General features: G+C 65.8%; 15 protein-coding genes. 8 read left to right on the top strand and 7 right to left on the bottom strand.

What is annotated here, in order from left to right:
• Positions 1–2: 2 nt before the first annotated feature.
• From CTR55_RS11470 to CTR55_RS11460, 3 genes are all read right to left on the bottom strand, one after another.
• Positions 3–986: a L,D-transpeptidase family protein gene (locus CTR55_RS11470; RefSeq protein WP_296286192.1), complete on the bottom strand. Its 984-nt coding sequence runs from the start codon at positions 984–986 to the stop codon at positions 3–5.
• 73 nt (positions 987–1,059) lie between these two features.
• Positions 1,060–1,338 (bottom strand): hypothetical protein, encoded by a 279-nt coding sequence (locus CTR55_RS11465; RefSeq protein WP_296286190.1) that lies wholly within the window; start codon positions 1,336–1,338, stop codon positions 1,060–1,062.
• 87 nt (positions 1,339–1,425) lie between these two features.
• A complete protein-coding gene (locus CTR55_RS11460; RefSeq protein ID WP_296286189.1) occupies positions 1,426–2,031 on the bottom strand; it encodes an arylesterase in 606 nt (201 codons plus the stop codon).
• A 10-nt stretch (positions 2,032–2,041) separates the two neighbouring features.
• On the opposite strand from CTR55_RS11460, the gene CTR55_RS11455 reads away from it, so the two are divergent.
• From CTR55_RS11455 to greB, 3 genes are read left to right on the top strand one after another with little or no spacing between them, the layout of a single operon-like run.
• Positions 2,042–2,725, top strand: a complete 684-nt coding sequence (locus CTR55_RS11455; protein ID WP_296286187.1) for an ABC transporter ATP-binding protein — start codon at positions 2,042–2,044, stop codon at positions 2,723–2,725.
• Between the two features lie 13 nt (positions 2,726–2,738).
• Positions 2,739–5,240, top strand: a complete 2,502-nt coding sequence (locus CTR55_RS11450) for an ABC transporter permease (protein WP_296286185.1) — start codon at positions 2,739–2,741, stop codon at positions 5,238–5,240.
• 41 nt (positions 5,241–5,281) lie between these two features.
• The gene (gene greB, locus CTR55_RS11445; RefSeq protein WP_236170820.1) at positions 5,282–5,779 is read left to right on the top strand and encodes a transcription elongation factor GreB; all 498 of its coding nucleotides are present in this window, start codon (positions 5,282–5,284) and stop codon (positions 5,777–5,779) included.
• 96 nt (positions 5,780–5,875) lie between these two features.
• On the opposite strand, the gene CTR55_RS11440 is transcribed toward greB, so the two are convergent.
• Positions 5,876–6,196 (bottom strand): hypothetical protein, encoded by a 321-nt coding sequence (locus CTR55_RS11440; protein ID WP_296286182.1) that lies wholly within the window; start codon positions 6,194–6,196, stop codon positions 5,876–5,878.
• Positions 6,197–6,377: 181 nt separating this feature from the next.
• Between CTR55_RS11440 and thpR the strand changes: the two genes are divergently transcribed.
• The gene (thpR, locus tag CTR55_RS11435; RefSeq protein ID WP_296286180.1) at positions 6,378–6,896 is read left to right on the top strand and encodes an RNA 2',3'-cyclic phosphodiesterase; all 519 of its coding nucleotides are present in this window, start codon (positions 6,378–6,380) and stop codon (positions 6,894–6,896) included.
• Here thpR and CTR55_RS11430 read toward each other — a convergent pair.
• Positions 6,882–7,781: a LysR family transcriptional regulator gene (locus tag CTR55_RS11430; RefSeq protein ID WP_296286178.1), complete on the bottom strand. Its 900-nt coding sequence runs from the start codon at positions 7,779–7,781 to the stop codon at positions 6,882–6,884. The genes thpR and CTR55_RS11430 overlap by 15 nt on opposite strands.
• Before the next feature lie 93 nt (positions 7,782–7,874).
• Between CTR55_RS11430 and CTR55_RS11425 the strand changes: the two genes are divergently transcribed.
• Positions 7,875–8,903 carry a YeiH family protein gene (locus CTR55_RS11425; RefSeq protein WP_296286177.1) on the top strand — a complete coding sequence of 343 codons (1,029 nt, stop codon included), beginning with the start codon at positions 7,875–7,877 and terminating at the stop codon, positions 8,901–8,903.
• Positions 8,904–8,998: 95 nt separating this feature from the next.
• Here the strand turns inward: CTR55_RS11425 and CTR55_RS11420 are convergent, their stop codons facing one another.
• The gene (locus CTR55_RS11420; RefSeq protein WP_296286175.1) at positions 8,999–9,433 is read right to left on the bottom strand and encodes a DoxX family protein; all 435 of its coding nucleotides are present in this window, start codon (positions 9,431–9,433) and stop codon (positions 8,999–9,001) included.
• Positions 9,434–9,574: 141 nt separating this feature from the next.
• Positions 9,575–10,999, bottom strand: a complete 1,425-nt coding sequence (locus CTR55_RS11415; protein ID WP_296286173.1) for a transglycosylase SLT domain-containing protein — start codon at positions 10,997–10,999, stop codon at positions 9,575–9,577.
• Between the two features lie 224 nt (positions 11,000–11,223).
• Between CTR55_RS11415 and CTR55_RS11410 the strand changes: the two genes are divergently transcribed.
• The 3 genes from CTR55_RS11410 to CTR55_RS11400 all read left to right on the top strand — a co-directional run bounded on the left by CTR55_RS11410 (position 11,224) and on the right by CTR55_RS11400 (position 14,128).
• Complete coding sequence (locus CTR55_RS11410; RefSeq protein WP_296286172.1) at positions 11,224–12,024, top strand: TatD family hydrolase; 801 nt, start codon at positions 11,224–11,226, stop codon at positions 12,022–12,024.
• A gap of 136 nt (positions 12,025–12,160) precedes the next feature.
• Positions 12,161–13,639, top strand: coding sequence for a methyl-accepting chemotaxis protein (locus CTR55_RS11405; protein WP_296286170.1), 1,479 nt, complete (start codon positions 12,161–12,163; stop codon positions 13,637–13,639).
• 129 nt (positions 13,640–13,768) lie between these two features.
• Positions 13,769–14,128 carry an Mpo1-like protein gene (locus CTR55_RS11400; protein WP_296286168.1) on the top strand — a complete coding sequence of 120 codons (360 nt, stop codon included), beginning with the start codon at positions 13,769–13,771 and terminating at the stop codon, positions 14,126–14,128.
• Positions 14,129–14,184: the final 56 nt, after the last annotated feature.

Raw genomic sequence — 14,184 nt, 5'->3', positions numbered from 1 at the left:
AGTTACTGCAGCGGCATGGCGTCCTGATCAACAGTCGCGGCAACCGAACCACCCTGCTGCACTTGCTGCGGCTGGGCAATGGCCACCGGCAGGCCGTCTTCGGCGGCTACCACTTCACGCACCACATTCCAGTCCATCTGCATCTGGCTGGCAATGTCTTCGCGCTTGAGCAGGGCATTGATCACCGCAGTGTGCTTGTCGACGACCGACGGATCGCCGTTGTCATCGATTGGCGCATGGGCCTCAAGGTAGATCTTGCCCTCACTGCGACCGAACTTGTACGGCTCGTTGATGATGCGCACCTTGGTGCCCACCGGAATCATCGAGAACAGCTGGGTCACATCCGAGTTGTACATGCGGAAGCAACCATGACTGGTGCGGGTGCCGATACCGAACTTCTTGTTCGAACCGTGGATCAGGTAGCCGTGGAAGCCCAGGCTCATCTTGTACGGGCCCAGCGGGTTGTCCGGACCCGGCGGAACCACGGATGGCAGCGGGTCGCCATCGGCGGCGTGCTCGGCACGGATCGACGCCGGCGGGTACCAGGCCGGGTCCTTGGTCTTGGCAATCACGCTGGTGCTGCCGACCGGGGAGCCCCAACCTTCACGACCGATACCCAGGGCGTAGGTATAAACCACATCCTTGCCCTTGGGGAAATAGTAGAGGCGGTATTCGGCGAGGTTGATCACCACGCCTTCGCGCGGCCCCGCCGGCAAGACGAAGCGGGTCGGAATGATGACCTCGGTGCCCACACCCGGCAGCCAGGCATCGACACCCGGGTTGGCGGCGATCATCTCGGAGTAGCCGAGGCCGTATTTCTCGCCCAGATCGGCGAAGGTGTCTTCGTACTTGGCCTTGATTACCTGGACCTGGCCGACGATATCGTCGCCCGGTGCCGGCAGTGGCAATTCAATGGCGGAAACGGGGCCGGCCGAGAGCAGCGCGGCGAGGGACAGCGAGCAGGCGGCAATGACGCGCGACAACATCCGAGGATCCTTGACGTGAGCAATGAGCAAAGGGTGATCAGTTTACCACCGCAAGCCCCGTCAACGGGAGATATCAGACGAGCCAGGAACTGCGCGCGCCGCGCTTTTCCTCTTCCAGTTGTTTCAGGCAGGCCGCACAGATGCGCCTATCACGCAGCAGCGGCCGCTCAGCTCCGCGCCACAGGGGCTGCGCTGGCAGCAGGCTGCCGCACAACGTGCGGTCCGCCGGAGTCCCCAACTCCAACTGGCGCGCGACCAGGTGCACCCGGATCTCGCGGCAGGCGAACAGGTCCAGCTGCTCATCGGGCTCGATCAGTTGGTAGGCGAACAGGGTCCAGGCGGGGCGCGACATAGGGGGTTCCAGAAGGGTGCGCAAACATAGCCGAAAGGCCGTGCGCGGGGAAGCCTCGATTCCGGGGTTTATCAAAGCAGCGATTGATCACAGCAGAGGCTTGAGCGTCGGCCACACGTTGTCGAGCAGTTTGGGTTGAGCAGCCACCGCCGGGTGGATCCCGTCGGCCTGCATCATGTCCGGTACACCCCCTACCCCTTCGAGGAAGAACGGCACCAGTGGAATCTGCTGCTCGCTTGCCACGGTATCGAAGACCTTGGCGAAAGCATCGGTGTAGCGCTGCCCATAGTTGGGCGGCAGGCGCATCCCCAGCAGAACGACCTTGGCCCCCACCTTCTGCGACTGCTGAACCATACCGTTAAGATTCTGTTGCAATTGTGCCGGCGCCATTCCGCGCAGACCGTCGTTGCCACCCAACTCGATCACCACCAGCTTCGGCTTCTGCTCCGAAAGCAGCACAGGCAGGCGCGCGAGGCCACCTGCGCTGGTGTCGCCGGAGATCGACGCATTGACCACCTGGTAGTCGAAACCCTGCTCCTTCAGACGTTTGTCCAGCAGGCTGACCCAACCCTGGCTGGTATCCAGCCCCAAACCGGCGCTGATACTATCGCCGACGACCAACAGCGTCTGCGCCGCGGCCTGCTGCGTGATCAGAAGCAACGCCAGGCAGCCGCCCATTAGCCATGCACGCATCGGATTCTCCATGAGCGAAAGCATTCTCACCGCGCGGAACCTTAGCAAGGTTGTTTCCAGCGCGGAAGGCAAGCTGACCATCCTCCACGACCTCTCCCTCGACCTCGCCCGCGGTGACAGCCTCGCCATCGTCGGCAGCTCCGGCTCGGGCAAATCCACCCTCCTCGGCCTGCTCGCCGGGCTGGACCTGCCCAGCGGCGGCGAGATCGTTTTACTCGGCCACGCCCTCGGCAGCCTCGATGAGGACCAGCGTGCACGAGTGCGCGCCGCCCACGTAGGCTTCGTCTTCCAGTCGTTCCAGTTGCTCGACAGCCTCAACGCGCTAGAGAACGTCATGCTGCCGCTTGAACTGGATGGCCGGAAAGACGCTGGCGAACGCGCTCGTGAACTGCTTGAACGGGTTGGCCTCGGCCAGCGCCTGACCCACTACCCGCGCCAGCTCTCCGGGGGCGAACAGCAGCGCGTCGCCATCGCCCGCGCTTTTGCCGCCGAACCGGATGTACTGTTCGCCGACGAGCCCACCGGCAACCTCGACACCCACACCGGCGAGCGCATCAGCGACCTGCTCTTCGAGCTGAACCGCGAACGCGGCACCACGCTGATCCTGGTGACCCATGACGAGCGCCTCGCCCACCGCTGCCAGCGCCATATCCGCCTGGAAAGCGGCCACCTGATCGACCACGTCGAACCCTGACGGACGAGAGCCGATGAAACCACTGTCGCTGCCCAACCTGTTCCGTCTGTCCCTGCGCCAGCTCTGGCGCGAAGGCCGCAGCGGCGAACTGCGCGTGCTGTTCTTCGCCCTGCTGGTGGCAGTGGCAGCCAGCTCCGCCATCGGCTATTTCAGCGCGCGCCTGAACGGCGCCATGCTGGTGCGTGCTGCCGAATTCCTCGGCGCGGACCTGGTGCTCACCGGTACCCAGCCGGCGCAACAGCAACAGATCGACAGCGGCCTCAAGCTCGGCCTGCAACACGCACAGAGCGTGGAGTTCTCCAGCGTGGTAGCCACCGATAACGGCATCCAGCTGAGCAGCGTGAAGGCCGTGGGCGAGAGCTACCCCCTGCGCGGCGAACTGAAGAGCGCGCCGGCACCACTTCAGCCGGAAGTCGAAGGCGGCCGCCCGGCGCCGGGCGATATCTGGGTCGAGTCGCGCCTGCTGGCGAGCCTCGACCTGAAGATCGGCGACAGCGTCGACATCGGCCGCAAGTCCCTGCGCATCGCCCGTGTACTGACCTATGAACCAGACCGTGCCGGCGACTTCTACAGCCTCACCCCGCGCGTGATGATGAGCCTGCAGGACCTGGACGCCACCGGCGTGGTGCAGCCCGGCAGCCGGGTGCGTTATCGCGACCTCTGGGGTGGCGCGCACGACGCACTGCAAACCTATCGCCAGGCCACCCAGGGCAACCTTGCCGCCAACCAGGAACTGCAGGACGCCCACCACGGCAACCGGCAGATCGGCGATGCCCTGGGCCGCGCCGAACGTTACCTGAACCTCGCCAGCCTTGCCGCGGTGCTGCTCGCCGGCGTGGCCGTGGCGCTGTCGGCCAACCGCTTCGCCACCCGCCGCTTCGATGCCAGCGCACTGCTGCGCTGTCTCGGCCTGTCGCGCCGCGAAGCCCTGCTGCTATATGGCAGCCAACTGTTCGTGCTGGGGCTGGTCGCCAGCGTCTGCGGCGCCTTCCTCGGCTGGCTCGCACAGCTCGGCCTGATGCACCTGCTGGGCAACCTGCTGCCACCGGAAATCCCCGAAGCCGGGATCGTCCCGGCGCTCGCCGGCATGGCAACCGGCTTGGTAGCGCTGGCCGGCTTCGCCCTGCCGCCGCTGGCCGCCCTCGGCCGCGTGCCACCACTGAGAGTGCTGCGCAGCGACCTGCTGCCCGTACCGATGCGCACCTGGGCCGCCTACGGCTGCGCCCTGCTTGCCCTGGGCCTGATCATGTGGCGGCTGAGCCTGGACCTGAAACTCACCCTCGCCCTGCTCGGCGGCGGCGCCATCGCCGCAGTGATCCTCGGCTTCATCCTGCTGCTGGCCTTGCGCGGGCTGCGTCGTGCGCTCCAGGGCGCCAGCCTGCCGTGGCGACTGGGCCTGGGCCAGCTGCTGCGCTACCCGCTGGCCGCCGCCGGGCAGAGCCTCGCCTTCGGCCTGATCCTCCTGGCCATGGCGCTGATCGCGCTGCTGCGCGGCGAACTGCTGGACACCTGGCATTCACAACTGCCACCCAACGCACCGAATCACTTCGCGCTGAACATCCTGCCGGCCGAGAAAGACGGTTTCGAGCAGCGGGTGAAGGCACTGTCGCCCAACGCCGAAGACCTCTACCCGATGGTGCCGGGCCGGCTGGTGGCAGTGAACGGCAAGCCCGTCCAGACATTGAAGGAGGACGTCCGCAGCGAGCGCGCCTTGCACCGCGACCTCGGCCTGACCTGGTCGGAGCGCCTGCCTGCAGGCAACCAGATAGTCGCTGGCGACTGGTGGAAGGCCGGCGAGAAGAGCGAGCTGCCGGGCGTCTCGGTCGAAGAGAAGCTCGCCGGCAACCTCGGCCTGAAGGTCGGCGACCACCTGAGCTTCACCGTCGCCGGGCAGACCCGCGAGGCACAGATCCGCAGCCTGCGCTCGGTGAAGTGGGACAACTTCCAGCCCAACTTCTTCATGGTCTTCGAGCCCGGCACCCTGACCGACCTGCCGGTGACCTACCTGACCAGCTTCTACCTGCCGGCCAGCCAGGAGCGCCAGCTGATCGAACTGGCCCGCGCCTACCCCACCGTCACCCTGCTGCCGGTGGACGCGCTGCTGGCGCAACTGCGCAGCATCCTCGACCAAGTGACGCTCGCCGTGGAATACGTGCTGGTGTTCGTCCTCGCCGCCGGCTTCGTGGTGTTGTTCGCCGGCCTGCAGGCGACCCTCGATGAACGCCTGCGCCAGGGCGCACTGCTGCGCGCACTGGGCGCCGAACGCGGCCTGCTGATGCGCACGCGGCGCAGCGAATTCGCCCTGCTCGGCGCGGTCAGCGGCCTGCTGGCGGCGCTGGGCTGCGAGCTGATCAGCTACCTGCTCTACCGGCTGGTGTTCGACCTGCCCTGGAGCCCGCACCTCTGGTTGCTGGTACTGCCGGTCCTGGGTGCGCTGCTAGTGGGCGGAGCCGGCTTACTGGGCACCCGCCGCGCACTCAACGTGAGTCCGTTGCGCCTGCTGCGCGAGAGCTGATCGGGTAGACTGCCCCGATCACTCTCGCCGCACTGGATGCCATGAGCCGCTATCGTCCGCCCCGCCCCGCCGGTACCCCGCTGATCACTCCCGAAGGCGAAGCGCGCCTGCGCGCCGAGCTGCATGAACTGTGGAACGTGCGCCGGCCACAGGTGACCCAGTCGGTCAGCGAGGCTGCCGCACAAGGCGACCGCTCGGAGAACGCCGAATACACCTACGGCAAGAAGATGCTGCGCGAGATCGACAGCCGCGTGCGCTTCCTGCGCAAGCGCCTGGAAAACTGCAAGGTGGTCAGCGAGCGCCCGGCCGATCCGAACAAGGTCTACTTCGGCGCCTGGGTCACCCTGGAAGACGAGGACGGTGAGCAGGCCCGCTACCGCATCGTCGGCCCCGACGAACTGGACCTGCGCAACAACCACATCAGCATCGACTCGCCCCTGGCTCGCGCCCTGGTGGGCAAGGAACTGGACGCCGAGGTGATGGTGCGCAGCCCGTCCGGCGAGAAGCTGTGGTTCGTGGTGGAAATCGAGTATCCCTGAAAGCCTGTCCCTGTAGGAGCGAGCTTGCTCGCGACCCCGTCTCAGCGTTGGTGCTGCCGGTAAAAAGCGTTAGCGAGCAAGCTCGCTCCTACAAGATCAAAGCGGCAGCGGACGGCGAGTAATCAGCCCCTGCCGGGCAACACGGGTCAGCTCGTGAACAGCGGACTCCAGTTGCTCGGCCACCGGCGACTGGACCACCGCGAAGTCGAAGCTATCGGACGGAAAACGCGCGAGATCGGCAAAGGTTTCGGCGAACTGGATCAGGAAGGTACGCGAGCCGTTCCAGCGCTTGGGCCAGCCATCGAGGTAACGGACGAGGGTGGGCTGGTGATTGCCGCCCAGGAGAATCTTCGGATTGCGGCGTACCAGACCCGTGGTGATCGGGGCCAGGCGCACATGCGGGTTGGGACAGGTCATGGTGTCACGTCTCCGCCTCAGGGGTCCTGCTGGACGCGGCGAGAGGCACACCGAACCAGCGCTTTAGCGGTATTTCGATGTCAGCCATCGCTGCATCCGCGCCCCGCAAGTTGCTACTTAAATCGGCGCTGTGCGGCATCCTAGAGAAGCCCCGGCAAAGCTGTCAAGGAGACTTCAGTCGATGACCACCCCACCCCTGCGGCTATTCTTCGCCCTGCCCTGCCCGCCGGAACTGGCGGCGCGGATCTGTGCCTGGCGCGATGGCCTGCACCATGACGGCCAGCCCGTCGCCCAGGCCAACCTGCACCTGACCCTGGCCTTCCTCGGCTCGGTGCCACGCGGCCGCAAGGCAGAGCTGCGCGCTATCGGCGAACGCCTGCCACGCCAGGGCTTCAGCCTGGAATTGGACCATCTTGCGCGCTGGAACAACGGCATCCTGCACCTGGCACCCAGCAGCGTGCCGACCGCCCTGCATGAACTGGTGCAAGCCCTGCTCGAGGCACTGCGGGCTGGCGGATTCGAGGTCGAGGCTCGCCCGTTCCACCCCCACATCACCCTCGCCCGCCACGCTCACCACACACCGGCCACCACTGTCTGCTTCCCCCTGCCAGCCCAGGCCGTGACGCTGTTCAGCTCGGAAAACAGCCCCACCGGCGTGCGCTACCGCGCCATTGGCGAATGGCCGCTAGAGAGCGCCTGAGCGCGCCGCCCAGCCCTGGGCGTAATCGAGGAATCGGCGCAGGCCCGTCGTGGGGTACTTGTCGATATGCAGCGCGCGGAAGAAGGTGCGCCGCAGCGGCCCCAGCGGGTTGTGCAGGCGCACCAGTTCGCCACGATCCAGCTCCGCCTGCACCACTCGTTGTGACAGGCAGCCAAGGCCGAAGCCGCTGCCGACCAGGTACTTGATCGCCTCGGCATTGCTCACTTCCAAAGGCGCGTTGACGCTCCCCAGGTGCGGCAATACCTGTTGTTCAAAAGTCACCCGCGTGCCCGACCCCGCCTCGCGCAGCACCCAGCGAGCCGCCGCGAGGTCTTTTAGCGTGATGCGCTCAGCCAGCGCCAAGGGGTGATGCGGTGCCACCACCAGCAGCAGTTCATCCGCCATCCAGGGCGTGAGCTGAATTTGCGGGTGCTGGATCGGCGCCTCGATGAAGGCTACGTCCAGCCTGAACTCGGCCAGCGCCTCGATCACGCCGCCGCTGTTGGCCACCTGCAGCTCCAGGCGGCTCTCGGGCAGCTCGCCGAGAAAGCCGGACATCACCTGCGGCAGCAGATAGCCGCCGATGCTACGGCTGGCGCCCAGACTCAGCTGTACCGGCGCCGACTCGAACAGGCTCTCCAGCTCGGCGCTCTGCGCCAGCAGCGCACTGGCCCTGGGATAGAAGGCGCGGCCGTTGTCGTTCAGCGCCAGGCGCTTGCCGCTACGGTCGAACAGGCGCGTGCCGAGCGCGCGCTCCAATTCCTGCAGCGCCTGGCTGGCGGCAGACTGCGAAAGCGCGATGCGCACCGCCGCCTGGGTCACGTTGCCCAGCTCGGCGATAGCAGTGAAGGTCGCCAACTGGCGAAGGGTGATGCGCGGGCCCATATCGATAAAACCGGTCAACCTAATAAGAACAATCCGTTTTTACACTAAGCGAGCCCACGGCACCATGGCTGCACCTTACACAAGGAGCCTGCAATGAACGCCCTTCGCCGCCTGCCCTATTACGTCCCCGGCGCCCTGCTCTGCCTGGCCATCGCCTTCGGCGCCCGCCAGCTCATGGAAATCCCCGCGCTGCAGCACCTGGGGCTCGGCAGCCTGACCCTGGCGATCCTGATCGGCCTGCTGGCCGGCAACCTGGGCCTGGCCCGGTTCGGCAGCATCCGTCCCGGCATCGACCTGTCGCGCCAGCAACTGCTGCGCCTGGGCGTCGTGCTGTACGGCCTGCGCCTGACCTTCCAGGACATCGCCGCGCTCGGCCCGGCCGCCCTGATCATCGACGTGCTGATGGTCACCAGCACCCTGACCGTGGCCTGGTGGATCGGTGTTCACTGGCTCAAGCTACCGCGCGAAAGCGCCCTGCTGATTGGCGCCGGCAGCGCCATCTGCGGCGCGGCGGCCGTAATGGCGAGCAGCCCGGTGCTCAAGGCACGGGCCGAGCACACTGCTGTCGCCGTAGCCACCGTGGTGCTGTTCGGTACGCTGGCGATGCTGCTGCACCCGTTGATCTATGCCGCACTGCCCAACCTGTTCGGCAGCGAGCAGGCATTCGGCATCTTCACCGGCTCGACCATCCACGAAGTCGCCCAGGTGGTTGCCGCCGGCCGCGCCATGGACCCGGCCGCCGCCGATGCGGCGCTGATCAGCAAGATGCTGCGCGTCCTGCTGCTGGCACCAGCCCTGCTGATTCTCGGCCGCTTCGGCAGCACCGAAACCGCCGAGCCAGGTACGCGCCGCAAGCTGCACATTCCCGGCTTCGCCGTGGCCTTCGTGCTGGTGACCGGCCTGCGCTCGCTGGGCTGGGTGCCAGAAAGCTGGTTGGCACCGCTGCAGCAGCTGGACGACGTGATGCTGGGCATGGCAATGGCCGCCCTGGGCCTGGCCACCCGCCTGGGCGACCTGCGCAAGGAAGGCCCGAAACCGCTGCTGCTGGGCGCCGGGCTGTTCGTCTTCCTGCTGGTGGGCGGCGGCCTGATCAACGGTGGGGTGCAATATCTCCTCCACTGAATCGGGCTCCACTGATTCTCGCGGCAAACAAAAAAGGGCGGGCACCTGAGGTGCCCGCCCTTTTCACTTCTGTGTTTTCGTTCTGGCCTGGGCGATCAGCTGGACAGTTTGCGGTCCAGGGAGAACGGACCGGCGCCGCTGATCAGCAGCGCAACGCTGATCATGATCAGGGTGAAAGCGTATTCGAAGCCGTTCTCGGTGATGAAGAAGCCGTTGGCCAGGTGCACGCTGAACACGGCGACCAGCATGGCAACGATCAACGGAATGCTCGCCAGACGCACCAGCAGGCCGAGGACCAGGGCCAGGCCGCCGAAGAACTCGGCGCTGCCGGCCAGGGCAGCCATCAGGTAGCCCGGGGTCACGCCGAGGGATTCCAGCCAGCCCGCCATGCCTTGCAGGCCTGGGCCACCAAAGGCGCCGAAGAGTTTCTGCGAGCCGTGGGCCATGAAGGTCAGGCCGGTGGTGATGCGAAGGACCGCGATGCCGGCGCCAGCGTTGGTGGTCAGGATGGATTTGATCAGCGAGTTCATGATGCGTCCTTGTGGGAGGCTCGTCGAAGAGCGGGGCTGCGTAGGAAGTAGGTGACAACCGTGGTTGCTTGGCGACCAATATATCCAGTTTTTCCGATATAAAAAGCGCAAATTGGCGCTAATAACTATCGAATAAACAGATTACTTCTTGATTGCCGCCACGCTTTCACGTGGCTCGAGGCCATCACGTTCCCGCTGATATGCAAGATAGTACTTGTTGACGCTGCTGACATAGTTCACCACGCCCATACCCAACTGCTCGGCCGCCACGCGCTCGACCTGGAAGAACCATTGATTGGGGTTCAGGCCCTGGCGCTTGGCCTCCGCGCGCAGGCTTTGCACCCGCTCGGGACCGGCATTGTAGGCAGCTAGAACGAAGGCCATGCGGTCACGTTCGTTGATGCGCGGGCTGGAGAAGAAGCGCTTGCGCAGCATGGCCATGTAACGGCTGGCGGCCTGCACGTTGCTCTCCTTCTGGTGCACGGTACTCACGCCCACGGAGCGGGCCGCCGCCGGGGTGATCTGCATCAGCCCGGTGGCGCCGCCAGCGCCGCGCGCGCTGGCATCGAGATTGGATTCCTTGAAGGCCACGGCGGCCAGGGCCAGCCAGTCGACCTTGCTCTGCTCGGCATAGCGCTGCAGGGTCGGGCGCACCGCTTCCAGGCGCTTGCGGTCGGTCACCACCAGCGGGTTGCGCACCTGGTAGGCGCGGCGGTAGAGGCGCTGGAAGGCCACGTCCTGGTCCGCTGGGGCGCGGTAGTCCTTGAGGAAGCGGTTGACGCTGGCGCGCAGCATCGGAGCATCGCGGCGCACGTACCAGGCCATCGGCTCGCTGTTGTCCAGCACCAGATGGCGGTCGACACGCAGCTTGGTGAAGACCTTGCTCCAGCGCTCGGCGATGGGCTGCTCGACCACGGTGTAATTGAAGATGCCGGCCTGGACCATCTCCAGCACGTCTTCCACGGCCAGGGAGGAATCGGTCCACTCCAGCACCAGCGGCGCCAAGCGCTTCTGCGCCAGGCGCTCGTTGACCTTGCGCACGGCCTCGCCGGCAGCGCTGCCAGCCGGCAGGGTGATGGTGCGACCGGCCAACTGCTCCAGGCGGACGAACTTGCGGTTGCCCTGCTTTGTCACCAGCACCAGCGGCACGTTGGTTTTCCACGGCAGACTGGGGCTGACGTTCTGGCCATCACGGGCCAGCAGGACTTCCCCAGGCGCGACCAGGTCGCCTTCGCCGCGCTGTAGCGCGCCGAGCAATTGATCCTTGGCCTTGGGAATGAATTTGACAGTGAGCGGCTTGCGCCCTGGGGCGCTGTCATTGAGGTACTGCTCGAAGGCGCGCAGACGGCGGTACTCGACGCCGATGGGCTCGCCCTTGATTTCACCGGAACTGTTGCGGCTCTGATTGACCAGGACCCGGAGGGTGCCACCGGAGCGAATGCTGGCGAGGTCACGGGCGTCGCTGCTTTCCTGCTCCCAGTTTTCCGGCTGGGCCGTCAGACGCGCGGCCGCCGGCAGTGGCGTCAAGGCCACGAGGCACAGCAGTAGCAGCAACAGTCGGGTCATCCAGCTCTCCGGGGGCTCGCACTCGGCGATGGGCCGTTTAGAGTGCGGTTTCGGCCGGTAGTTCCCGACCGCCAAGGGCGCGCAAGACTCTCACAGGAGGGGCTCGATACCAACCCGAAACGTCCGATATACACTCGGAAATTTCCTCAACCTGCTGTTTTTGAAGAATTTTCGCCAGAAACGGGGTATTTGCTATGCTTCGAATCCGGACAAAAGGAACAAAAATGCAACTGATCGACATCGGCGTCAACCTCACCCACCCGAGCTTTGCCTCGGAACGTGAAGCTGTCCTCGCTCGCGCCATCGAGGCGGGTGTCGCGCAACTGGTGCTTACCGGAACCAGCCTGGACGACAGCGAACAGGCCCTGGAACTGTGTCGGCAATTGGACGAAGAACAGCGTCTTTACTGCACCGCTGGCGTCCATCCGCATGAAGCCAGCCATTGGGATAGCAGCAGCGCCAAGGTACTGCGCGGCCTGCTCGCCGAGGATCGGGTGAAGGCCGTGGGCGAATGCGGGCTGGACTTCAACCGCGACTTTTCGCCGCGCCCGCAGCAAGAGAAGGCTTTCGAAGAACAACTAGGCCTGGCGGTGGAACTGCAATTGCCAGTGTTCATCCATGAGCGCGATGCCGGCCAGCGCCTGTTGTCGATCCTCAAGGACTTCCGCGACCAACTGCCCGCCGCCGTGGTGCATTGCTTCACCGGCGAGCGCCGCACTCTTTATTCGTACCTCGACCTCGACCTGCACATCGGCATCACCGGCTGGATCTGCGACGAACGCCGCGGCACCCACCTGCAGGAACTGGTGCGGGAAATTCCCGAAGGCCGGCTGATGCTGGAAAGCGACGCGCCTTATTTATTGCCGCGCACCCTGCGCCCGAAGCCGAAAAACGGCCGCAACCAGCCGGCCTACCTGCCCGAAGTATTGACCTGCGTGGCCCAGCACCGGGGCGAGAGCGCAGAGCGGGTCGCGGCTCACACCACCGAGTGCGCGCGGCGCTTCTTTGCCCTGCCGGAAGTTTGAACCAGCGCTCAAGATTGCCCTTCGTCGGTCGATAAGTCGGGAGCGGAAGGTGGCTTGATGCCCATCAATGGCCACCTTCATCCTTTTCACGACAATAATGGCACCCAGCCACTATTCGACCGACAAGAAGAGATTTATGGCCGCCTGGATCCGCGATATTTCCCTCAAGTACAAGTTCTGGGCCGTCAACGCGGTCGCCTTCGTCACCACCCTGCTGCTGGTGCTGTTCGCCATGCACCAGGAACTCGACGGGCGCAACCTGCAGGCACGCCAGGGTGCCGAAGCCCAGGCCCAGTTGCTCAAGAACTGGCCGGCCGGCTCGCCCCTGCCGACGTCGTCGAATCTCGTCAGCTTCGCCAGCGGCAGCGCGCCACAGATCGCCGGCGTCGACGGCTCCGCCCTCGCCCGCGCCAATGGCTGGGTCGACCTGCCGGGTGCCCAGACCCGCACCGGCGCGCTGGCCGGCGCCTATGTGCAGGACATCGGCAACGGCCAGCGCGTTGCTGTGCTCGCCCCCGGTGCTGACTTCTGGACCGTCTTCGAGGACCGCGCCCTGCCCTTCGCCGGTGCCGTGCTGGTGCTGATGCTGGCCCTGCTGGCCGCCTCGCAATTGCTGATCCGCTTCATCCTCACCCACCTGCTGACCCTGCGCGACGTGATGCTGCATGTGGAGAAGAGTGGCGACCTGGCCGCCCGCGTGCCGCTGGAAAGCCGCGACGAAGTCGGCCAGATGGCCACCGCCTTCAACGCCATGCAGGCCGGTTACCAGCGCGTGGTTGGCACCGTGGCCCAGGCTGCCGGCCGCCTAGACGAAGGCGCGCGCAGCCTCGCCAGCAGCATGGGCCAGGTACGCCAGGGCATGCTCGGCCAGCAGAGCGAGACCGACCAGGCCGCCACCGCCATCAACGAGATGTCCACCACGGTCCATCACATCGCCCAGCACGCCGCCGACACCCGCGACCAGTCGCAGGAAGCCGACCGTCTCGCCGGTAATGGCCAGCAGGTCGTCGGCCGCGTCGGCCAGTCCATCGCCGGGTTGTCCCAGGGCGTGCAGCAGACCGCCGAGATGATCCAGCAACTGGCCCAGGACAGCCACAAGATCAGCAGCGTGGTCAGCGTGATCCACGGCATCGCCGAGCAGACCAACCTGCTCGCCCTCAATGCCGCCATCGAGGCTGCTCGCGCTGGCGAGATGGGCCGTGGCTTCGCCGTGGTTGCCGATGAAGTGCGCAACCTCGCCAAGCGCGTACAGGACTCCACCGACGAGATCACCCAGATGATCGGCGCCTTGCAGTCTGGCACCCGCGACGCCGTGGAGTTCATGCAGGAAAGCTCGATCAAGGCCGACGGCTGCGTCGAGGAAGCCCGCGAGGCCGGCGAAGCCCTGGCGGCCATCGCCTCGGCCGTGGCGCTGATGCGTGAGAGCAACACGCAGATCGCCGTAGCCGCCGAGCAGCAGAGCCAGGTGGCCGAGGAAATGACCCGCTCGGTGGTGGGCATCCGCGACGTCACCGAGCACACCGTGCAGCAGACCGTGGACTCAGCCGGCACCAGCCACCAGCTGGCTGACCTCGCCGGCGAACTCAGCCGCGCCATCCGCCAGCTGCGCCTGTAATCGCTATCGCCCACATAGCCTGCGCCGATTGGCGCGGGCTTCAGGGTGGCACCTAGACTGCTGATATTCCGCCCGCCTGCGCTCAGGCGGGCTTGTCTGTTTCGGGCTTGCAGTCCAAGGAGATGCGCCATGGGCAAACGTCACCCCAACCTCCTCGCCTGGCAATGGCAGGGCTACGCTGCCAACCACCGCAACTCGACTAACCTGGCGCTGCACATCATCGCCGTACCGCTGTTCATTCTTGGCGCCCTGACGCTACTCAGCGGGCTGTTCGGCCTGAGTCTGTCGTCCATTCTGCTGGGGCTGATCGGCATGATCGCTTCGCTGGCCATCCAGGGCCGCGGGCACAAGCTCGAAGCGCTGGCGCCCGAACCCTTCACCGACCGCAAGGACGCCATCAGCCGGCTATTGGTCGAACAATTCGTCACCTTCCCGCGCTTCGTTCTCAGCGGCGCCTGGTGGCGCGCCTGGCGCAACCGCAGGCGCTGAAAGCGGGCGCGGCATTTCGGCCATTCAAGTCCGGGGTGGGTTCGCCGATATAATCG

This window comes from Pseudomonas sp. (assembly GCF_002796985.1).
GTDB lineage: Bacteria > Pseudomonadota > Gammaproteobacteria > Pseudomonadales > Pseudomonadaceae > Pseudomonas.
This window is presented reverse-complemented; position numbering and strand designations above follow the sequence as displayed.

Coding starts and splice junctions, on each gene's coding strand:
- CTR55_RS11430 (WP_296286178.1), bottom strand. CDS start 7,781: ATGGGCCCGCGCATCACCCTTCGCCAGTTGGCGACCTTCACTGCTATC.
- CTR55_RS11465 (WP_296286190.1), bottom strand. CDS start 1,338: ATGTCGCGCCCCGCCTGGACCCTGTTCGCCTACCAACTGATCGAGCCC.
- CTR55_RS11450 (WP_296286185.1), top strand. CDS start 2,739: ATGAAACCACTGTCGCTGCCCAACCTGTTCCGTCTGTCCCTGCGCCAG.
- CTR55_RS11415 (WP_296286173.1), bottom strand. CDS start 10,999: ATGACCCGACTGTTGCTGCTACTGCTGTGCCTCGTGGCCTTGACGCCA.
- CTR55_RS11425 (WP_296286177.1), top strand. CDS start 7,875: ATGAACGCCCTTCGCCGCCTGCCCTATTACGTCCCCGGCGCCCTGCTC.
- greB (WP_236170820.1), top strand. CDS start 5,282: ATGAGCCGCTATCGTCCGCCCCGCCCCGCCGGTACCCCGCTGATCACT.
- thpR (WP_296286180.1), top strand. CDS start 6,378: ATGACCACCCCACCCCTGCGGCTATTCTTCGCCCTGCCCTGCCCGCCG.
- CTR55_RS11470 (WP_296286192.1), bottom strand. CDS start 986: ATGTTGTCGCGCGTCATTGCCGCCTGCTCGCTGTCCCTCGCCGCGCTG.
- CTR55_RS11400 (WP_296286168.1), top strand. CDS start 13,769: ATGGGCAAACGTCACCCCAACCTCCTCGCCTGGCAATGGCAGGGCTAC.
- CTR55_RS11460 (WP_296286189.1), bottom strand. CDS start 2,031: ATGCGTGCATGGCTAATGGGCGGCTGCCTGGCGTTGCTTCTGATCACG.
- CTR55_RS11410 (WP_296286172.1), top strand. CDS start 11,224: ATGCAACTGATCGACATCGGCGTCAACCTCACCCACCCGAGCTTTGCC.
- CTR55_RS11405 (WP_296286170.1), top strand. CDS start 12,161: ATGGCCGCCTGGATCCGCGATATTTCCCTCAAGTACAAGTTCTGGGCC.
- CTR55_RS11455 (WP_296286187.1), top strand. CDS start 2,042: ATGAGCGAAAGCATTCTCACCGCGCGGAACCTTAGCAAGGTTGTTTCC.
- CTR55_RS11440 (WP_296286182.1), bottom strand. CDS start 6,196: ATGACCTGTCCCAACCCGCATGTGCGCCTGGCCCCGATCACCACGGGT.
- CTR55_RS11420 (WP_296286175.1), bottom strand. CDS start 9,433: ATGAACTCGCTGATCAAATCCATCCTGACCACCAACGCTGGCGCCGGC.